This window comes from Maribacter huludaoensis, from assembly GCF_029350945.1.
GTDB lineage: Bacteria > Bacteroidota > Bacteroidia > Flavobacteriales > Flavobacteriaceae > Maribacter > Maribacter huludaoensis.
The window spans coordinates 25308-48571 of sequence record NZ_JARKMS010000006.1 but is presented as its reverse complement, the minus strand read 5'-3'; the positions used below and the strand labels follow the sequence as shown (position 1 = coordinate 48571).

Here is a 23264-nt window from a genome sequence, read left to right as displayed (position 1 = left end):
TCGTAAATTTGTAATTTAGCATCAGAATAAAGTTTTAATGGCAAAAAAGGCAACTAAATCAAAGCCAAAACCTACTAAAAAACGAGCACCGTTTAAATTATCCAAACAGAATAAGATCATTTTGGGTAGTTTACTTATGCTTTTTAGTATTGCGTTGTTCTTTTCGTTTATATCATTCTATTTTAACTGGCAAGATGACCAAAGTCTTTTGACAGAATTTAAGGACCGTAATGAATTGGCCAAAAACTTATTGAACAAATTTGGTGCAAGCATTAGCCACTTTTTCATGTATAAAGGCTTTGGTGTAGCATCATTGATTTTTCCTTTCCTAGTTTGCATAACCGGTATATATCTTTTCCTAGGCCTTTCTTTAAAGGAGTTATTGAAAAAATGGATTTGGGGATTACTATTTGTTATTTGGATATCCATTGCCCTAGGTTTTTTTGCCACCACCAGCCCTTTGTTAGGAGGATTGATAGGGTTTGAAATGAATGATTTCCTTCAAGACTATGCCGGCAAGATCGGCGTACTTTTATTATTAATATTTGGGCTCATATTCATTCTTGTAAGATTGTTCAATGTAACCCCAGAAGGTATTTTATCTTTTTTTAAATCAAGAAAAGACGCCATTTCTACAGAATTTAAGGCCAACCAAGAACGTAAAGCAAGTAAAAAAAGAGCAGATAAAGAACAAGAGGAGATTCTTACAACTTCCCTTGAAGATGAAGCCCCTGTAATTCTAAACACCTACACCCACAAAGCAGAGATTCCACATCTAGAAAAAGAGGAAGAAACAAATGATTTTGAGGTAACCGTACCAGAACCTGAGCCAGAAGAAACCTTGGCCATGGAAGTAGAATCTGTTATAGAAGAACCAGAAGAAGTAGATGTTTTAGCCAACAAACTGGTGGATGATTTTGGTGAATTTGACCCTACCTTAGAGTTAGGAAATTATAAATTTCCGCACATAGACCTTTTGGATCAACATGGAGCAACCGGTGGTATAACAATCAACCAAGAAGAATTAGAGGAAAACAAAAACAGAATTGTAGACACACTTAAGAACTACAAAATTGGAATTGCCCAGATCAAAGCAACCATTGGTCCTACAGTAACCTTATACGAGATTGTACCGGAAGCAGGTGTACGAATTTCAAAAATTAAAAACCTAGAAGATGATATTGCACTTTCATTGGCAGCTCTAGGCATACGTATCATAGCCCCTATTCCTGGTAAAGGCACTATTGGTATAGAAGTACCTAACAAGAACTCATCAATAGTTTCCATGCGTTCCGTTATTGCTTCAAGCAAGTTTCAAAAAGCTGAAATGGAATTACCCATAGCTTTTGGTAAAACTATTAGTAACGAAACCTTTGTAGTAGATTTAGCTAAAATGCCGCACTTATTAATGGCAGGTGCTACAGGACAAGGTAAATCCGTAGGTTTAAATGCGGTCTTGACCTCGTTGCTTTATAAAAGGCATCCGGCAGAAGTAAAATTCATTTTGGTGGATCCCAAGAAAGTTGAGCTTACACTTTATAATAAGATTGAACGCCATTTCTTGGCAAAGCTTCCAGATTCGGAAGAAGCTATTATTACTGACAATACCAAAGTAATTCATACCCTGAACTCGCTTTGTATTGAAATGGACAATAGGTATGAGTTACTGAAATTGGCAATGGTTCGTAACTTAAAAGAGTATAACACCAAGTTTAAGGCTAGAAAACTTAACCCTAATGATGGACATAAGTTCTTGCCTTATATCGTATTGGTTATCGATGAGTTTGCAGATTTAATTATGACCGCCGGTAAAGAGGTAGAAACACCGGTAGCCAGATTAGCTCAATTGGCAAGGGCTATTGGTATACATTTGATTATTGCAACACAAAGGCCGTCTGTCAACGTTATTACTGGTATCATTAAAGCCAATTTCCCTGCAAGATTAGCATTTAGGGTTACCTCTAAAATAGATTCTAGAACCATTTTAGATACTGCAGGTGCCGATCAGTTGATCGGTAGAGGAGATATGTTATTTACACAAGGTAATGATGTTACCCGTATTCAATGCGCCTTTGTTGACACACCTGAGGTTGCCAAAATAACAGAATTTATTGGTAGCCAAAGAGCTTATCCTGAAGCGCATGAACTGCCGGAATATGTTGGTGAAGATTCTGGCACGAGTCTTGATAATAACGTGTCTGAAAGGGATTCCAAATTCCGCGAAGCTGCTGAAGTAATTGTAATAGCACAACAAGGTTCTGCCTCATTGATTCAACGAAAATTGAAATTAGGCTATAACAGAGCGGGTAGAATTATAGACCAACTGGAAGCTGCAGGAATTGTAGGTCCGTTTGAAGGTAGTAAAGCCAGACAAGTGTACGTGGCCGATATGGTAGCCCTTCAACAAATATTGGATAACGAATAATAGTAAAAAAAGATGAAGAAAATTATTTTTGTATTGACGATTATGCTTACGGCAACTATTGCAAATGCACAAAGTTCCGATAAAGCAAAAGCCCTGCTTGACGAAGTTTATAACAAAGTTCAAAGTTATGACAACATCTTCGTAGATTTTAAATTTGATCTAAAGAACGCAGATGCGGGCATAAACCAGGAGACAAGAGGAGATGTTACCCTTGCGGGAAATAAATACATGTTCAATTACCTGGGATCAAAACAAATATTTGACGGTAATAAGGTGTACACTATCGTTCCAGAGAACGAAGAGGTAACAATTGAGGACAAGTCTGAAGACGAAAATGCGATGACCCCTTCAAAAATGTTGACATTTTATCAGGAAGGACATAATTATGCGTGGGATATATTACAAAATGTTCAAGGTAGAAAAATACAGTATATAAAATTGACCCCTATTGATTCAGATACCGAAATAAAATCTAGATTATTGGGTATAGACATGGGCACCAAGCACATTTACAATTTAATTGAAACAGGGAAGAACGGCACAAAAACCACGATCACTGTTAATTCTTTTAAAACAGATCAAACTTTGTCCAAAACCTTATTTACTTTTGACGAAGCTAAATATAAGGATGAGGGTTATTTCATCATAAGAAATTAGGACTATTGAGAATACTAGACCGATATATTCTATCAAGGTTCGTCTTTAATTTTGTCAGTTCGTTTGTAATATTGATGTTTATCTTCATATTTCAAACGATTTGGCTTTTTATTGATGATTTGGCCGGTAAAGGTCTAGATATCGTAATTATTGGAAAGTTCCTATTTTATTTAATGCCAGATCTTACCGAGAAAGTTCTGCCCCTAACGGTTCTTTTGTCGTCCATATTAACGTTTGGCTCTATTGCAGAAAATTATGAATTCGCGGCAATGAAAGCTTCGGGCATTTCCCTGCAAAGGTCTATGCTAAGTTTGATCATATTTGTTACTATTCTTGGTGGTGTTACCTTCTTTTTTGCCAATAATGTCATCCCCCTTTCTCAACGTAAAATTTACAACCTGCGTAGAAATATTGCCAAGGTTAAACCTGCAGCCGTAGTATCTGAAGGTGTTTTTAGTGATTTTGAAGGAATGAACATTAAAGTAGATGAAAAGTACGGTGAAAATGATCGCTTTCTCAAAAATGTAATAATCCATACGAAATCTGCCAATAACATTAATACCCGTGTTATTAAATCCAACACAGGCGAACTTATTAGTAGTGAAGAATCTGACATCATTCAATTGGTACTTAAAGATGGACATATGTACCAAGATGTTGAGACCAAGAGCAATGACAATAAAATGAAGTTTCCATTTGCTCAGGCAGATTTTGATACGTACACCATGAATATTGAAATTCCTGAAATCAATAATGACGAACTTGAGGAAGAAAGAGACATTAGTACGGACAAAATGAAGAACATATCTCGGTTAACTAAAGATATTGATTCTTTGCGTGGCGATAACTACCGAATAGTCCGTGCATTCTCCAAAAATATTGAAGGCAGAACCGGTATGTTTACCCCGTTAATTGCAAAAAATAAAGATTCTACCACTTCCAAAAGGCTTTCTAAGAAAGATTCCATCATAGCATCAAAGGCACTTTTGGCAAAAAATAATATAGCCCTTCAAGATTCAATAAAGGATAATTTTTTGGTATTGTTTCCAGATTGGCAACAAATACAAATTTTAAGCAGCGCCAAGAACGCTACTTCCAGTATTCTAGGTACAGTAAGCGGCAAAAAGGAAGAAATGCAAAAAAGATATAAAATCTACAATATGCATATTCTTTCACTTCACAATAAGTACGCATTGGCGTTTTCGTGTATTATTCTATTCTTTGTTGGAGCCCCTTTAGGCGCCATTATTAGAAAAGGTGGTTTAGGATTACCAATGGTTATTGCCATAGTACTGTTCTTGATCTATTACTTTATAGGTGTTTTTGCAGGAAACTATGCAAAAGAGGGTAATATTCACCCAATATTAGGAGCGTGGCTTTCTACGCTGATCATGTTGCCGTTAGGTATCTTATTAACCAAACGGGCAACCGAGGATAAAGGAATGATGGATTTTGGTTTTATAGCCGATTTCTTTAAAAAAATATTTAAGAAAAAAGATAAAGCTGATTCATAGAAATGACAGATCTTAATACTATACAATTGAATACGATAGAGGAAGCGATTGAAGATATACGCGCCGGTAAGGTAATTATCGTTGTTGATGATGAAAATCGTGAAAATGAAGGAGATTTCTTGGCCGCGGCAGAACTTGCTACGCCAGAAACGGTCAATTTTATGGCAACGCACGGAAGAGGTCTTATTTGTGCACCTTTAACAGAGGGCCGCTGTAAAGATCTTGGATTACATATGATGGTCAGCACCAATACCGACCCCCTTGAAACGGCATTTACGGTTTCAGTAGATTTAAGAGGAAATGGTGTAACCACAGGTATCTCTGCCAGTGATAGATCTAAAACTGTCATTGCCCTTACCAATAATGACACAAAACCCCACGATCTTGCAAGGCCGGGACATATATTCCCCTTGGTAGCAAAAGAAGGTGGCGTTTTAAGAAGAACAGGCCACACAGAGGCAGCAATAGATTTTGCACGTTTGGCAGGATTACAACCTGCCGGAATTATTGTAGAAATAATGAATGAAGATGGAACCATGGCCCGACTACCACAACTGGTGGAAGTAGCTAAAAAGTTCGATTTAAAAATTGTTTCCATAGAATCTCTTGTTGCTTACAGAATGGAGCATGATAGCTTGATCGACAAGGAAATTGATTTTGACATAACCACCCGTTTTGGGGAATTTAGACTAAGGGCCTATAAGCAAACCACGAACAATCATATTCATATTGCCTTGACCAAAGGATCATGGTCCGCAGATGAAAAAATATTGACAAGAATTAATTCTACCCTTATAAACAATGACATTTTGGGTACGTTAACGCATAACCCAGACGAAAAGTTAGAGGATATGTTCAATAAAATTAATGATGAAGGTAAAGGAGCCATTGTTTTCATAAATCAAGATTCAGAGTCCCTTAATTTACTTTCTAGATTAAAAGAACTTAAAGAACTGCAAAAACAAGGCGTTCACAAAGCACCAAAGATTGAAATGGACAATCGTGACTTTGGAATAGGAGCCCAAATCTTACATGATCTAGGAATTCACAAAATGAAATTAATGACCAATAGCACACAAGCAAAACGTGTAGGCATTGTAGGTTACGGTCTAGAGATCGTAGAGTACGTTTCGTACTAAGAGATTATTACACGTCCTTAAATTTAGAAAGTACTTCTTTCATTTTTGTAGCACGATCGGCAACTTGTTCTTCCGTCCAGCTTAATTTTATTAGACAGGAAATGGTTCTCCCGATCCATGCGTCAGATTTTGAAAAATCAGATTTTGAGTAGTCAGGCAATTGATTAACAACTTCTTGCGGCAATTTACCTAAAGATCTCTTTGAGGTTAGGTGTTCCCATTTTTTGTAATAATGCCAGTTATTATCAAACCAATAAAAGCAAGCATCTACACCCGCCTCACCCAGGGCCGTATGTGCACTTTTAGCTAGTTCTGCAGTTGGTAAAAAGAAAGAAATGAAAGAGTAATTTTCTACCCCGCCAGTAGGCACCCTTCTAAAGGTAATATTTGAAAGTGTTGATAATGCATTCTTTATTACGCTATAATTTTTTTCTTGAATAGATAAAAAATTATCTAAACGCTCTATTTGTGCACACCCTACCGCCGCATGCAATTCTGAAATTCTAAAATTATAACCTAAAAAAGGATGTGTTTCCGCTCCCCTATTATTACCAACATGATCATGACCATGATCAGAGTAATGATCGGCATTCGTTTTAAATTTTTCGCTATTGGTAATAATAGCACCTCCTTCGCCACACGTAATCGTTTTTACATAATCAAAAGAAAAACAACCTATATCACCATAACTACCTAACGGCTTGCCTTCAAAACTGCCACCAATTGCCTGGCAGGCATCTTCCAACAATAACAGGTTATGCTTATCACAAATAGCTTTTAAGGCACTTAAATCTGCCATGGAGCCGCACATATGTACCGGCATCACCACTTTGGTCTTTTGGGTAATGGCGTTTTCTACAGCCACCGGATCTAAAGTCAAGGTATCATCTACATCTACCAAAATAGGAACCGCGCCGATGGCCAAAATAGATTCAAAACTAGCTACAAAGGTAAAGGTAGGCATTATAACCTCGTCCCCTGCCCCTATGCCGGCACTAGCCAATGCAACGGTCAGTGCCGCAGTACCGCTACTGACCAATTGTGCAAATTTTGTATCCATTCGCTTGGTCAAAGCTTCTTCAAGCTCTAGTGCCTTCCAATGATTATTACGCATACCGTCAAAACCATATCGCATTAAAACACCGGTATCCAAAACATCTTGAACTTGACTTTTTTCACTCTCTCCAAACAACTCAAAACCTGGCATGCTAACTATTTTATATTATACTACAAATCTTATTTAAATAATTGGTAAAACCAACAACAAGACCATCTATTATAGACAAAGAACCACCAAACCCATTTCAATTCCTTAAATGTAAATATGGTCAATGAAAGACCTTCTAAGCCTTATATGTTACAGCAGATGTTACCATTAAAGATCAACTGGCAATAATTCTATTTAAAACCCTGGTAACCAAAAGCCTTCATCTGACCAAAACCATCACTTACAGTTTTTACAGGTAATTTACAGGTGTTGTTTTGGCAGACATATATAAAGGTATCATCTATACTAAAGCGATCTTTAAAAAGAGAAATATCACTTTCAACGGTAGAACCTACTACAATAGAATTTACAATAAAAGTCTTATGTATTTCATTCATTAGGGCTTTGGCATTTTTACCAACAACAACCATTTCATAAAATGGATATGCCTGCCCTAACAATACATTACCCCAAGCACCATAACTTACGGCATGTTCTTCAAAATCAGAAGTAATTAAGCCCCCCATTAGCTCAGCTTTCTTTAAAAACTCCTTATTATACTCCAAATGTCCTAAATGAAAATAATTTTGGGCCATTATGGCGTTTGCGGAAGGCACCACACCATCTGATGTATTAATAATTTTAGGTACTAATTCATTAGAAACATTATAATAGTATAAATCAGAAGTACTCTTGAATTTTTCGGATGCCGTATGCATCAATTCTTTGGAAACATTTAAATAATCCGTACTTAGCGTAACCTCAAAAAGAGTGAATGCACTTTTGGCCAAAAAAGCATAATCTTCTAAAAAGACCTCTTTTTGCTTGCTATCCTTTGTAAAGGAATGTACTAACTCACCATTGGCAAAATTATGTTGCCGTAAATAATTAAAGACAGAAACTGCTTCTTCTAAATATTCATCATTGCCGAAAGCTTTGTAAGACTCTAATAGACCGTCTATTAAAAGCGCGTTCCAAGACGTTAAAACCTTATAATCTTTTGATGGTTTCTCCCTTTCTTGTCGAGCTTTATATAATATTGATTTCCAGTTGCTCAATTTATTATCGAACTCAACTTCATTCAGTCCAGATTCCTTTAAAAATCCGCTTTTTGAAAAGGTATTGTGCAATACAAAATTCCTATCTTCCCATACCTTCTCATCGTAGATATTAAAATACTTGGAAAACATGGTAAAATCATCTGCAAGCAAAGATTCCAACTCTGTTTTCTTCCAAACATAGTACACACCCTCTTCACCTTCTGTATCGGCATCCATAGCACTAAAGTAACCACCACCTTTATTTCTCATTTCTGTTTTTAAAAACTTAAAAGTTTCGGACACCTTTATTTTATATACTTCATTACCGGTTAATTTGTATGCCTTTGATAATAAACTTAAGAGTTGCGCATTATCATATAACATCTTTTCAAAATGCGGTACATGCCAGGTATTATCCGTACTATATCTAAAGAATCCTCCATCAACATGATCATAAATTCCACCCTGAATTACTTTATCCAATGTATTTAATACATGGTTTTTTGCATTAGCATTTTGTTGTAATACCGCATAATCCAACAACATCGTCAAATTTGCCGGCAGTATAAATTTTTCCTCGCCAATATTGCCTCCCCAGTCTTTATCCCACATGGTAGACCACTTTGTTATACCGTTTTCAATTTTATTGGGAGTAATGGTATTTACCATCTGTTTTGTTGGTTGTTCATACACCTCTTGCACACCATCTGCCAACATAGTGGCATATTCCTTCATTTTTTCAGGATTCTTTTCATACTCTGTGCTAAACTTTGTAAGAATACTTTTCCAATTTTCCTTCTCATGGTAGGTACCTAGAAAAACAGGACTTCCATTAGGCATAATAATAGCGTTCATTGGCCATCCACCGCTACCGTTTACCAATTGAAGTGCGGTCTGGTACACCATATCCAAATCTGGACGTTCTTCCCTATCCACTTTAATGCTAACAAATTTTTCGTTCATCAACTTGGCAACTTCCGCATCTTCAAAAGATTCCTCTTCCATAACATGGCACCAGTGACAAGTAGAATACCCAACACTTAAAACTACCAGCTTATCTTCTTCAGCGGCCTTTTTAAAAGCGTCATCTGACCATGGTTTCCAATCAACGGGATTATGTGCATGTTGCAAAAGGTACGGACTGGTCTCATTAATTAGGTCATTGGTATATTCATGACTTTCTTGCACAACACCTTCAGCTTGGTTCTTGTTCTGGTTTTTACAAGAACTTAAAACCAGAATACCGATAAAAACAAAAAATAAGCTATTAATCTTCATAAGTACCATATAATAGATTCAAAGATATATTTATTTTATCTATTGCATAATATTTGAAATTTAACTAAAACCAATGATTTTTTTTCTTGCCTTCATTATGAAATCATCAGTAACGGTAAACAATATTGAGAAAAACAAAAATTTGATATAGATAAAATACGGTAATAACAATTTATGCCTGCTAAAATTACCGTATTACTAGCACTCCAGACATATATGCATCATAATTACCAGTGTTCGCTTCATTTGTTTTATAGCACGTACAAGCCCCATTTTATATTTGTTGAGTAGCGTTTCACAAAACTGATTCGCTATAAATAACAACTTAAAACTTAATTAATTATGACTAAACTCAAAATGACATTCATTGCAATTATTGCAATGTTGGGGCAATTTGCCTATTCACAAACAACTACCGTAACAGGTGTTGTTTCTGATGAAACCGGTGCACCCCTTCCTGGTGCCTCTGTGGTAATATCAGGCACAACAAATGGTACGCAAACAGATTTTGATGGTAATTTTACGCTTACCAATGTACCTGCAAACTCCAGCATTTCTATTAGCTACATTGGTTATCAAACCCAACAATTGGCCATAAACGGGCAATCAACTATAAATGTATCTATGGCAATAGATGCACAGGCGCTAGACGAAGTTGTCGTTGTTGGTTATGGGGCACAAAGCAGAGCCGCGGTAACCGGCGCCATTTCTAGTGTAAAATCCGAAGATTTAAATGCAGTTCCCGTAGCTAATGCCACTGAGGCATTACAAGGCCGTGCAGCAGGTATCTCTGTAGTCAACACAGGTGCACCAGGTACAGAACCATCTATTACCATTAGAGGATTAGGTACTTTTGGAAACAATGCTCCATTATTTGTTGTAGACGGGGTAATTGTTGGCAACCTATCCGGTATAAACCAGAATGACATAGAAACTATTAACGTATTAAAAGATGCATCTACTACGGCGGTATATGGTGCACAAGGTTCCAATGGTGTAATCATCGTAACTACCAAAAAAGGAAAAAGTGGCAAAACACAATTATCGTTCAACGCACACACAGGTTTTCAGCAAAATACACAGCGATATGATGTTTTAAATACCGAACAATACCTACAATATGCAAACGATGCTTTTGGCATTGTTCCTAATACACCATCTTCTACATCTGGGGTAAATACAAACTGGCAAGATGAAATTTATACTACAGGCCTTATTAGAAGCTATGACATGGCTGCATCTGGAGGTAGCGAAACCAGCAATTTCAGAATTTCTGGCGGATATTTTGAAAGGGAAGGTATTATTATTGAAACCGGATTTCAACGATATTCTTTTAGAGCAAACAGCGATTTTACCTTTGGTAAGCTAAAGTTAGGACAGAACCTTTCCGTAAATTTCAACAAACAAAATCCTGATAGAACAGAAATTGGTCAACGTTCGCTTTTAGAGCATGCTATAAAAGCAGCACCATATTTATCTGTTTACAACCCTAACAACCTAGGTGGTTTTCAAGGTCCTAACAGCGCCGGTGATGGACAGGATGCCGAAAACCCTGTTAGAATTTTAAAGCACGGTAATGCCATTAACAATACCTTCGCGTTGGTTGGTAATATTTTTGCCGAGTATGATATTATCGATGGTTTAAAATTTAAATCGCAAGTAGGTTTAGATTACTTCAAAGGTACCAGTGATAGATTTGTACCATCTTATAATGACGATAGTTTAGGGGGCACACATCAACAAGCTTTCGCATCTATTACAAAAAACACTTCTGCAGGTCAAACAATAATATTTACCAACAGTTTAACGTACAACAAGACAATAGCGGATGTTCACAATTTTGAAGCATTGCTGTTGGCAGAGAAATTTGAAAGCCAGGGTACCAACTTAAATGCAAATAGCAGAAACACGGTATCTGACAATATAGATGAATTATCTAACGAAGATTCAAGTTTACAGAGTACATCTTTCGAATATAACAGACTAGGTTTCTTAGGAAGGTTAAATTACAATTATGATGATAAGTACATTGCCGCAGTGTCTTTAAGAAGAGATGCCTCTTCTAAATTTGGTTCCAATAACCGTTGGGGCTGGTTCTCATCTTTTGCATTGGGCTGGAACATTGCAAAAGAAAATTTTATGGCAGACTCTAATGTAAGCACCTTAAAACTAAGAGGTAGTTTGGGATATTCAGGAAATGACAGAATCGCCAATTATTTATACAGTGCAACTTTGGTAAACGATTTTCTGTACCCTATAGCTGGATCCAACGCGGTTGGTACCACCGCATTTGGCTTGGCCAACCCAGATCTAAAATGGGAAGAAACAAGACAATTGAACGTAGGTATAGATTTAGGCTTCAGCAACGATAAATTTACGGCCGCACTTGAATACTATGAAAACCAAAGTGATGATCTTTTGATCAGAGTACCTACTTCCACTTCATTAGGTATTAACGAAGGTAGCCAGGTTAGAAATGTTGGGGCTGTAGAAACTACCGGTTTTGAATTGAGCTTAGGGTACAATGATTTTGAAGGTGATTTTAAATGGTCTGCCAATTTAAACCTATCTACAAGTTCTAATGAAGCCATATCACTTGGCGGCGTTGATGAATTGAACGGTGGTAATTTTGAAAACCAAAATATTACAAGGGTTACCGAAGGAGAGTCATTATTTCACTTTTTTGGCCTAGTTACCAATGGTATCTATCAAAATCAAGCGGAAGTAGACGCTGTGTTTACGGCAAACCCAGGTCAAACTACAGTACAACCGGGTGATATTAGATTTAAAGATTTAAATAATGATGGCGACATTACTTCTGAAGACAGAGCAATTATTGGCGACCCTTTGCCAGATTTGACCTATGGCCTAAACCTAAGTGCAGATTACAAAAACTGGGATTTTAACATGTTCTGGACAGGTATTTATGGCAGAGATCTTTACAACACCAATATTTACGATTTGGAAGGTATGCCTAGATTGTTCAATGCAGGTGTTGCCGTATTGGACCGATGGACACCTACAAACCCATCTACTACCATACCTAGAGCAGGTGGCGCTCCGCAAAACCTACAATTGTCCGATCGTTTTGTTGAAGACGGTTCTTTCTCTAGACTAAAGAACTTAACCATAGGATATACACTACCAAGTGATGCTTTTGGACAAGAACTGTTCTCAAAATTTAGAATATATGTTAGTGGACAAAACCTGATTACAATTACAGATTACTCTGGTTTAGATCCAGAGGTGGGTAACGGAGATTTATTCGAATATGGTATCGATAGAGGTGCCTATCCGCAACCTAAGACCTATTTAATAGGGTTACAAGTATCATTTTAATTGCTAAAAAGAAAAGAAATATGAAAACGACAAAAATAATTTTTTCAATGTTTGCGCTCTTCACCGCTGCGGTGATTATAAATGGGTGTAGTGAAAATGATTTGGAACTGGTAAATCCTAATGGGCTGTCTCCAGAGACATTCTTTAAAACAGAGGCCCAAGTGCAATCCGCAGTAAATGCGGTATATTCCAATTTACAGACCAGAGGGCTATACTCTAGACATATGTTCTTCTCGCAAGATAACATGTCTCATGAAAATGATGGAAACCCACAATTAGAGGCGGACAAAAGACAGTATTTAGATTTCTCTTTTGACTCTAGTCATGGACCGATTGCAGATTATTGGGAAAGTTGCTACAGAGGCATCAACAAAGCCAATTTCGTGATAGGTAACGAAGAAGCAATAAATGCCATAGAAGAATCATTATTAAGTAATGCCAGCAAGCAAAAATTTATAGGTGAAGCAAAGTTTTTACGAGCGTTGTTTAATTTCTTGCTGGTTACCAGGTTTGGGGATATGCCATTGATTACGGAAATACCTACTACTACAGAAGGTGTGGCCAAATCTTCCGCAGATGAAGTATATGCGTTGATAATCTCTGACTTGCAATCGGCATCTGCAACTTTGCTTGACAAAAGTGAAGAAGCAAACGGTAGAGCAACCAAAGGAGCGGCAATTGCCCTTTTAGGAAAAGTATATTTATTTAGGGGAGAGCACGCATTGGCCCTAGCGGAATTCAACAAACTCTCCGGGTATGCACTAGAGCCAAACTTCTTTGACAATTTTACGGAAGAGACAGAACATGGTGTGGAGTCTATTTTTGAAATAGAGTATGACGACGCTTTGGGTACGAGCGCTCAATGGAATTCTTCTGTTACAGGTGCCGGACCTAACGAAGCTACTTTTAGAGGTCAAGAATATGGCTTTAACGATTGGTTCAACGTTTTTCCTTCAGATGATCTTTTAGATGAATACGAAGAGGGCGACACTAGATATGCGGATACCTTTTATTCTGTAGGCGACACTTTTGGTGGCGGCGTTGTTACAGCAGAAATGTTGACAGCTGGCGACCAAAGACGTGCTGGCTGGAAAAAATACCAGAATTATTACAAAGATGCCAATGAGGATCAAGAATCAGGTATCAATTTCAATTATTTACGTTACGCGGATGTCCTGTTGATGAAAGCTGAGTGTGAAAATGAGGTAGGTACGCAAGATGATGCTATTGACCTAATAAATGAAGTTAGGGAAAGAGCAAGTCTTGACGGTTTACCATACGGTCTTTCCAAAGCAGCGGTTTTTGAAGCTATCGTACATGAAAGAAAAGTTGAATTGGCAGGTGAACAAGTTCGTTTTAATGATATTTTAAGATGGAATCTAGCAACTACAGAATTGGCCGGCACCAACTTTCAAGTTGGTAAGAGTGAACTTTGGCCCATACCGGATAGAGAAATAACCTCCAATGAAAATGTAACTGCAGCAGACCAGAATCCTGGTTATTAAAATTTTATTGTTAAGTTAGTTAGTTGAATTACTTTAAGCAGCATGTGTGCAGTCATGCTGCTTTTTTCAATAATAAGAATTTGTACTCTATATTTATCTTCAAACAACTATAAAATGAAATTATCAATTGTGCTAAGATCAGTAATCTATTCAATAGGTTTATTGGCATTCATCAATTGTTCTAAAAAAATGGAACCGGTCGGTAAAAGAATATTTTCAAATTTAAATGCAGAACAGACCGGTATTGATTTCAGTAATGTACTTACTGAAAATGACTCTTTAAATTACTTCACATATTCTTATTTATACATGGGCGGCGGTGTTGCCACCGGCGATATTAATAATGACGGTCTTCTAGATCTATTTTTTACCGGTAACCAAGTTCCCAACAAATTATACCTTAATAAAGGAAATCTAAAATTTGAGGACATATCTGAAAAAGCAGGGGTTGCAGGAGACAGTCGCTGGTACACAGGTGTTACCATGGCAGATGTAAATGGTGACGGGTTTTTAGATATTTATTGCTCAGTAGGCGGAAAATTCGCTCCAAAAGAAAATCAGCTTTTTATAAATAATACCGATGGCACATTCACTGAAAAAGCTTCAGAATATGGTATTGCCGATACCGGCAATAGCGTACAGGCTACTTTTCTAGACTATGATAAAGATGGCGATATAGATATGTACGTTGCCAACTACCCTCCTACCAACTTTACATCGCCCACATTCTACTATTCCTTTAAAATGAAGAACCCAAAAGCTTCAGAGTCTGATCACTTATATAGAAATGACGGAAACAAATTTACCGATGTTACAGAAGAAGCAGGACTTATAAATTTTGGTTTAACACTAAGTGCCACAGTAGGAGATATCAATAATGACGGGTGGCCGGATTTGTATGTTTCCAATGATTTTAATTCTCCGGACTTTATGTACCTCAACAATCAGAACGGCACGTTCAAAGAGGTCGTTAAGCAAGCTACCGCCCATACCGCATTCTATGGCATGGGTACGGATATAGCCGATATCAACAATGATGGCAACCTGGATATATTTCAAGTTGATATGGATGCCAGAAGTAACAGAAGAAAAAAAGCCAATATGGCAAGCATGAACCCAAGTTTATTTTGGGGTGTTGTCAATGCCGGTTTTCATTACCAATACATGCATAACTGCATGCAATTGAACTCAGGTATCTATACCGATGGCATTCCTCATTTTTCTAACGTTTCTAGAATAACGGGCACATCATCTACGGATTGGAGCTGGGGACCATTGTTTGCCGATTTTGATAATGACGGCAATAAAGATCTGTTTGTCAGTAACGGCACAAGAAAAGAAATCAATAACAACGATTATTTTAAAAAACTAGAAGATATTAAAATTGAAAAGGACACCCTTTTACAATTAAGCAAGAGTATACCATCAGAAAAGATAGAAAATTTCATTTTCAAGAATAACGGCAATCTAGATTTTGAAATGGCAAATGAAACTTGGGGCATTGATTATAAAGGGTTTTCTAACGGTGTAGTATACGCAGATCTGGACAACGACGGTGACCTAGAAATTATAACGAACAATATTGACGACAAGGCATCATTATTTGAGAACAGGAGCTCTGAAATCAATAATTATATTTCAATCAAGTTTACAGGCAAACCAGGTAACACTTCTGGTCTGGGCAACCGGGTTTCTGTTACTATAGACGGTGTAACACAAACACAAGAACTAACACTATCCAGAGGGTTTCAATCATCTGTTGCCCCAGAATTGCACTTTGGTATAGGTAAGCATAGCAAAGTAGATGAACTAAAGGTAGTTTGGACAGATGGTAGGGTTCAAAAATTAACTGGTATAGATGGTAATCAAAAACTGATTATATCCTCTGAAAACGCAAAAGAAAATGCCATAGCAGACACAAAAACGCTACAGATTTTTGAAACGGATACTACTGCGGTTTTTCCGGAACATAAGCATTTAGAAAACTATTATGACGACTTTGCTACACAGGTACTCCTACCCCATCAAATGTCGGCATTTGGTCCTGCTTTGGCTGTTGGCGATGTAAATGGAGATAATTTAGAAGATTATTTTATTGGAGGTTCCGTTAGTTCAACCGGAAGCATTTTCATACAAGATACAAACGGCTTTGTAAAGGCGGACACTTCTTTTTTAGATGATGATATATTAAGCGAAGATACCGGTGCCTTGTTTTTTGATGCGGACAGTGATGGAGACAACGATCTCTACGTTGTAAGCGGCGGTTATGAGTTTACGGAAAACAGCGAGAGGCTAAAGGATAGATTGTATGTAAACAATGGTTATGGGGAATTCAGTAAGGTCCCCTCTGAAAATATGCCGTCGTTGAACATAAGCGGTTCTAAAGTGTACAATGCCGATTTTGACAAAGATGGCGATGATGATCTTTTGGTGCTAGGCAGACAGGTACCGGGAAGATACCCTAGCCCTGCGGATAGTTACATTTTAGAAAATATTAGTACCAAAGAGAAAGTAGCCTTTAGGGTCAACGAAAAGTTGCAGCCCAAAGAATTTAAGGACTTGGGCATGGCCACGAGTGCGGTCATAACAGATTACGATAATGATGGTTGGCAAGATATCATTGTAGTTGGCGAGTGGATGCCTATTAGGGTTTTTAAAAATAGTGCTACCGGTTTTACAGAAGTCTCAAAGGAGCTTGGGTTAACTGCTGATACTACCGGTTGGTGGTGGAGTATAGAACAGGGAGATTTTGATCAAGATGGTGATATGGACTATGTAGTAGGTAACAATGGGCTCAACTATAAATACAAAGCAACCAAGGATGAAACCTTTGATATTTTTGTAAATGATTTTGATAAGGACAACAAAGAAGATATTGTTTTAAGCTACTATAATGATGGTAAACAATACCCATTAAGAGGTAGAGAATGTTCTTCTCAACAAATACCGGCAATAAAGCGAAAATTTCAGAACTATGAGAGTTTTGCAGAGGCCACACTAGAAGATGTCTACACTGAAAAGTCCTTAGAATCTTCCTTACACTATCAAGTAAAGTCTTTTGCAAGTGTATACCTAGAAAATAAAGATGGCAAATTCATAGTTCATCAATTACCTATTGAAGCTCAAATTTCTAGCATCAATCAAATATTGGTGAATGATTATGACAAAGACGGATTCCTAGATATTCTTATTGCTGGCAACCTATTTGTATCCGAAGTAGAAACACCAAGAAATGATGCCGGTTATGGATTGCTTTTAAAAGGAGACGGAAAAGGCAATTTTAAAAGTGTAACAGCCAACGAAAGCGGTTTGTTTATACCAGGTGATGTAAAAGCGATGGGCATTGTCCATAAAAATAAAACACCTTATCTCATTGCGGCAAAAAACAACGACTATTTACAATTTGTAAGATGGAATTGACGAAAAGGTTATCGTTAATAATTTATATTAATCACGTGCAATAGCCGAAAAATCTCAAATGAGTTTTAAAATATAGTAACGGCAAACCATCAAAGCCTTCTAATATTACTAGTAATCAGTAATGAAAATAATCGTTTGATGGCAGATTTGAACTATTTTTAAAAATAACACTTTTAAAGTGTAGACCATAAAACTTAAAATCAACTCTAATACAACATGAGTAACAAATTAATTATATGTGTAATTACTTTTTGCATAATAATGGCCGCACACGTGAGCGGACAGAAAAGTAAAGAACCCTATAATTTTGTAACTATAGACGAAGGCATACCAAAGAGCGCGATAACTGAAATAATTCAAGATGAAGACGGTTTAATTTGGATTGCAACCAATGGCGAAGGTCTTTTCAAATACAATGGTACAGATATTAAGGCATACAAACACAATGCCCATGACAACAGCACTATAAATAATTCTATAGTGCACACCGTGTTTATGGATTCTAACCATACTATTTGGGTGGGATCGAACGAAGGACTAAATAAATATAACAAAGAATTGGATATTTTTGAACGTATACCGGTTTCAAAAAATGCACAAAACCAAAAAGATGTTGCCATCTTTGCTATCAGTGAAGATACCTCAGGGGCACTATTCATAGGCACACCTGCACAGGGGCTATACAAATTAAACGTTGCAGATAATTCAATTGAGAAAATAAACGACGCCATTGGCACGAATGGCACCAAGTCAGTAATCAATACCATTGTTCCATTTAAAAATGGCGTTATGCTAATTGGCTCCTTGAGCGGTCTATTTAAATATGAAAAAAACAATAACATACTCAACAAGGTAGAAATACGTAATGAAGACAGAACAATTATTAAAGATTACGGTGTACAGTCTATAACTTTTGATGACAATGAAAACATTTATATAGGCACGTTTAAAAAGGGTTTGTTTAAAATAACCAAAGAAAACAGCGCTGACAACATTGTCAATACATTCAACTTTACCAGTAAGAGAATTTTTGAAATTAAAGTTTTAGAGAACAAAAACATTATATGTGCTACAGAAAATGACGGGCTTTTTCTTTTAGATAGCAACGGAAATCAGCTGTACAACTATACGTATGATAAATCTGATCCCAAACGTATACGCTCTAACTCCATTTGGTCCATTTTTGTAGACAAACAGGACAGAATTTGGCTAGGATATTATAACAAGGGCATTAGTGTCTATGATAAATATTACGACAAATTTTTAGATTTAGAAAGTCTACCTTATAATGAAAACTCTTTACAATCCCCTTCTGTTACAGGTATAGCACAAGACAGCGACAACCAACTTTGGATAGGTATGGACGGTGGCGGAATAGATAAATATAATCTAGAAACCAAAGAGATTGTTCATCTATCTGACCGTTATAATGCCAATTCAAAATTAAAAAACTTAGATGTACAGACCCTCTTTCTGGATAATAACGAGAATTTATGGGCAGGTACATGGAGCTCTGGCATATTCTATTTACCAAAGGGGCAAAAAACGTTTCAAAACTTTACTTCAGAATCTACCGACCATAGTCTAACCTCAAATCATATTATTAGTTTTTCCGAAGATTCTAAAGGAATCATTTACATAGGCACCTATTTTGGCGGTCTACATTCTTACGACCCCAACACCAAAGAATTTCAGCATCACTTTAAAGACTACTTTACAAACCTTACAAGAAAAGAAGGCCATATTAGAACTGTACTAGTAGACCATAAAGATCAAATATGGTTTGGCGGGCCTGACGGATTGGCAAAGTCTTATTGGTCTAACAACAATGAACTAGAAATTGAAATTCTGAATAAATTAATTTCTAAAAATTTAGACACTCCAGAAATTATTAGTGTTAGATCTTTATTTGAAGATAGCTCAAGGCATATATGGGTAGGCACGTTTGGTAAAGGACTGTGCCAAATTAACACAAAAAACAATTCAGTTAAGTGGTATAATATTGATGACGGCCTTTTGTTAGACAATATATCATCTATCATTGAGGACGATAACCACAATATATGGGTAAGCGGAGAAACCGGTTTGGCCATGTTAGATACCAAAACCAAAAAGTTTTTCAATTACAATAAGGAAGATGGCCTACTCGCCAATAACTTTAATTACAACGCGGTAACAAAAGATAAAAATGGGCTCCTTTATTTTGGTAACTATGAGGGCATAGACTATTTCAATCCCAAAAATATTATACGCAACACGTATAGACCTCTTGTATATTTCACCGATCTTAAACTATTTAACAAATCGGTAATTCCTTTGGCAGAAGAAGCTCCAATTAAAAAAAACATTTCAGAAGTAGAGGAACTTACCTTACAACCAAATCAATTCGTATTTACCCTAGAATTTGCCGCCGTCAACTTTACTAGAGCGAACAACAACCAATATGCGTATTATTTAGAGGGCTTTGAAGATGACTGGAATTTTGTTGGAAATTCAAGATCCGCAACCTACACTAACCTATCTCCCGGAAAATACACCTTTCATGTTAAGGCATCTAACAATGATGGTGTTTGGACTACAACCCCGCTATCACTTCCAATAACCGTTCTAGCCCCATGGTGGGAAACAAAATGGGCGATTTTAGGCTACATATTACTTTTCATAGGTATAGTTTATATAACCAATTGGTTTTTAGAAAAACGAAGAGAAGAACGTAGAATAATACAATTAGAGCGTTCTCAAAGACAGCAAGAAGAAATTTTAAACGAGAAGAAAATTCAATTTTTCACCAATATATCGCATGAGTTCAGAACACCGTTGACCCTGATCATGAATCCTATTATGGATATCATGGAAACCAATAATTACAAATTAAACAAAGGGCTAAAAGAAAAACACAGAATCATTTATAGGAATGCAAATCGGCTTAAAAACTTAATTAATGAGCTGATGGATTTTAGAAAACTTCACTTACACAAATTAACCCTTAACACTTCAAAAATAAACCCTTACAAGTTTGTAAAGGAAATTACCGAACATTTTGAAGAAGAGGCATTTGAAAAGAATATTATACTAAGCACCGAAACCGATGATCATACAGAAATGGAATTTTACGGCGATCCAGGTTTGCTAGAAAAAGTTATTTTCAATCTACTCTCAAATTCCTTTAAGGCAACACCAGAAAATGGTGTAATTACCCTAGGCGTCTACGTTCATAGTAAAAAGATTATTTTTCCGCTTATTGATGATACAACTACCTATAACGCTTTAGAAATCAGTATTAAAGACACCGGTTCAGGTATTAGTGAAAATGATATAGAACATATATTTGAAAGATTTTATCAAGCGTCTGACAAAACGCAACAATATTTTGGCAGCACAGGCACCGGTATAGGTTTAGAATTGGTTCAGAGTTTTGTTCAACTACACAAAGGCATTGTAGAAGTAGATAGTGAAATTGGAGAAGGAACTAAATTTACACTGTTTTTCCCTTTAGGAAAAGAACATTTAGAATCATCCGAACTATCAGTGAACCCAACCGGAAAAGAAAATAAAGATATCTCCGAAGAGCAATTAGAAGAGGGTACAGATCATTTTTTTGACCTTGAATCAGAAAATAAAAAAACCATACTAATTGTAGAAGATAATACTGAGCTAAGAACGTATCTTAAGAATAAACTAAGAGCACATTATAAAGTAGTTGAAGCCGAAAATGGGAATATAGGACTGCAATTTGCTTTAAAAGGTATACCTGATTTAATAATTACGGACGTTATTATGCCAGAAATGGAAGGGTTTGAATTTTGTAAACATATCAAGGAAGATTTAAAGACCAGTCACATACCTGTAATAATGCTAACCGCCAAGGCCATGAGCAGTGACAAAATTAGAGGTATAGATTCTGGTGCAGATGCCTACCTCAACAAACCGTTTGAAATGAAACTGTTGAAGTCTTACATTAACAGGCTTATAGAAAGCAGGCAGCAATTCTTAGAAAACAACATTAATGATAAGAATAAAATAACCCTTTTAGAAAACACCTCTAATTTGGATAAAACTTTTATGCAAAAGGTGCTAGACTATGTAAATGAAAATTTAGCGGAACCAAACCTTAACGTAGAACATTTGGCGGATGACATGTCATTGAGCAGAAGCCAACTTTACCGTAAAATTAAAGCCATAACCGGTATGACGGCAAATGAACTGATTAGAAAAATACGCCTTAAAAAAGCCAAACAAATGATAGAAAGTGGTAGCGAATCTATAAGTGAAGTAGGTTTTAAGGTCGGTTTTTCTTCAGCTTCCTATTTTAGCAAATGTTTTAAAAACGAATTCGGCATACTTCCAACAGAGCTTAAAAGTGCCAAATAAAAAACAGAAATTTTATTTTTAAAAGGTTGTTTTATTTACAATACTTCAAAATACATCTTGCAAATATCCTAAATCCGTATTTTCCTCATCTTCCATCAGGAAAATGCAACAAGATTCTCATGTAATGCATCAAAATTTCTAATGTAAGCTATAGCTAGATTGTACATTTATCATCCTATCAACTAATTACAATCAACAAATAGATTACATGAAAAACTTTAAATCACATTACCCAAAACTAAAACCCAATTTACTTATAGCAATCTCATTGGTATTAATAGTAGCATGTAATGAAAAAAATATAACAGCTAAAAAAAGTGAGACCCTTTCATTGAAAGAGGCTTTTAAGAATGAATTTGTAATAGGTGCCGCCGTAAACGACCAACTTATTTTTGAGGAAGATAGCCTAGGGGCAAAACTTGCAAAAGAAGAGTTCAATACCATTACGCCTGAAAATTCAATGAAATGGATGTATATGGAGCCCCAACAAGGCGTATTTGAATTTGAAACTGCTGACCGTTATATAGATTTCAGCACTAAAAATAACATAGCCTTCATTGGCCATAATCTGGTCTGGCATAGTCAATTGGCAGAATGGGTAAAGAAGATAACATCTAAAGAAGAATTGAATGCCAGTTTAAAAAATCACGTGCAGACCATAGCTGCTAGGTATACAGGTAAAATTCATGGATGGGACGTAGTCAACGAAGCTCTAAACGAAGACGGCACATTACGTAATTCATTATTTCTAGAAAAGCTAGGTCCAGATTATTTAGTGAACTCTTTTAAATGGGCAGAAGAAGCCGACCCAAAAGCGGAGCTTTATTACAATGATTATAACATGACCCGTAAAGAAAAAAGAGCCGGAGCAATTGAACTTGTAAAAATGCTACAGAAGAACGGAGCCAGGGTCGATGGCATTGGTATGCAGGCACACTGGGGCTTGACCGACCCAACTTTGGAAGAAATAGAGACCAGTATATTAGCATATGCTGATTTGGGAATTCAAGTGATGATAACAGAGTTTGATATTACCGTATTACCAAACCCATGGGATCTGGAAGGTGCCGAAGTAAGCCAAAATTTTGAAGGAAGCGAAGAAATGAACCCTTACACCAAAAAATTACCGGATTCCGTAAGTACACTATTGGCGAAGCGTTATAAAGATATCTTCAGCATATTTAAAAAACACAGCGATAAAATTAGCCGCGTTACTTTTTGGGGTATTAATGACGGTGTATCATGGTTAAACAATTGGCCAATAGAAAACAGAACTAATTACCCTTTATTATTTGATAGGGAATACAATAAAAAACCTGCATACTACGGCGTTCTTGAAGTTGCAACAGATAGTACTCTTTAATTAAAA

11 protein-coding genes are annotated in these 23264 nt (G+C 36.5%); 9 read left to right on the top strand and 2 right to left on the bottom strand.

Annotation, left to right across the window (positions count from 1 at the left end; genetic code table 11):
- Nucleotides 1–37 precede the first annotated feature (37 nt).
- From PXC01_RS15660 to ribB, 4 genes are all read left to right on the top strand, one after another.
- Nucleotides 38–2425 (top strand): FtsK/SpoIIIE family DNA translocase, encoded by a 2388-nt coding sequence (locus tag PXC01_RS15660; protein ID WP_276473233.1) that lies wholly within the window; start codon nucleotides 38–40, stop codon nucleotides 2423–2425.
- 12 nt (nucleotides 2426–2437) lie between these two features.
- On the top strand, nucleotides 2438–3082 hold the full coding sequence (gene lolA1 / locus PXC01_RS15655; RefSeq protein WP_276473232.1) for an outer membrane lipoprotein periplasmic chaperone LolA1: 645 nt from the start codon (nucleotides 2438–2440) through the stop codon (nucleotides 3080–3082).
- Between the two features lie 74 nt (nucleotides 3083–3156).
- Nucleotides 3157–4596, top strand: coding sequence for an LptF/LptG family permease (locus PXC01_RS15650; RefSeq protein WP_412759645.1), 1440 nt, complete (start codon nucleotides 3157–3159; stop codon nucleotides 4594–4596).
- Nucleotides 4597–4598: 2 nt separating this feature from the next.
- The gene (gene ribB, locus PXC01_RS15645; protein WP_276473231.1) at nucleotides 4599–5735 is read left to right on the top strand and encodes a 3,4-dihydroxy-2-butanone-4-phosphate synthase; all 1137 of its coding nucleotides are present in this window, start codon (nucleotides 4599–4601) and stop codon (nucleotides 5733–5735) included.
- Nucleotides 5736–5742: 7 nt separating this feature from the next.
- Here the strand turns inward: ribB and PXC01_RS15640 are convergent, their stop codons facing one another.
- Together PXC01_RS15640 and PXC01_RS15635 are read right to left on the bottom strand one after the other, a co-directional pair.
- The gene (locus PXC01_RS15640; protein WP_276473230.1) at nucleotides 5743–6942 is read right to left on the bottom strand and encodes a DegT/DnrJ/EryC1/StrS family aminotransferase; all 1200 of its coding nucleotides are present in this window, start codon (nucleotides 6940–6942) and stop codon (nucleotides 5743–5745) included.
- A gap of 191 nt (nucleotides 6943–7133) precedes the next feature.
- Nucleotides 7134–9260 carry a thioredoxin domain-containing protein gene (locus PXC01_RS15635; protein WP_276473229.1) on the bottom strand — a complete coding sequence of 709 codons (2127 nt, stop codon included), beginning with the start codon at nucleotides 9258–9260 and terminating at the stop codon, nucleotides 7134–7136.
- A gap of 342 nt (nucleotides 9261–9602) precedes the next feature.
- On the opposite strand from PXC01_RS15635, the gene PXC01_RS15630 reads away from it, so the two are divergent.
- The 5 genes from PXC01_RS15630 to PXC01_RS15610 all read left to right on the top strand — a co-directional run bounded on the left by PXC01_RS15630 (nucleotide 9603) and on the right by PXC01_RS15610 (nucleotide 23258).
- On the top strand, nucleotides 9603–12599 hold the full coding sequence (locus tag PXC01_RS15630) for a SusC/RagA family TonB-linked outer membrane protein (RefSeq protein ID WP_276473228.1): 2997 nt from the start codon (nucleotides 9603–9605) through the stop codon (nucleotides 12597–12599).
- Nucleotides 12600–12619: 20 nt separating this feature from the next.
- Nucleotides 12620–14104 (top strand): RagB/SusD family nutrient uptake outer membrane protein, encoded by a 1485-nt coding sequence (locus tag PXC01_RS15625; protein WP_276473227.1) that lies wholly within the window; start codon nucleotides 12620–12622, stop codon nucleotides 14102–14104.
- Between the two features lie 114 nt (nucleotides 14105–14218).
- Nucleotides 14219–17524, top strand: a complete 3306-nt coding sequence (locus PXC01_RS15620) for a VCBS repeat-containing protein (RefSeq protein ID WP_276473226.1) — start codon at nucleotides 14219–14221, stop codon at nucleotides 17522–17524.
- A 216-nt stretch (nucleotides 17525–17740) separates the two neighbouring features.
- The gene (locus PXC01_RS15615; RefSeq protein ID WP_276473225.1) at nucleotides 17741–21895 is read left to right on the top strand and encodes a hybrid sensor histidine kinase/response regulator transcription factor; all 4155 of its coding nucleotides are present in this window, start codon (nucleotides 17741–17743) and stop codon (nucleotides 21893–21895) included.
- Nucleotides 21896–22103: 208 nt separating this feature from the next.
- On the top strand, nucleotides 22104–23258 hold the full coding sequence (locus PXC01_RS15610; protein ID WP_276473224.1) for an endo-1,4-beta-xylanase: 1155 nt from the start codon (nucleotides 22104–22106) through the stop codon (nucleotides 23256–23258).
- Nucleotides 23259–23264 lie beyond the last annotated feature (6 nt).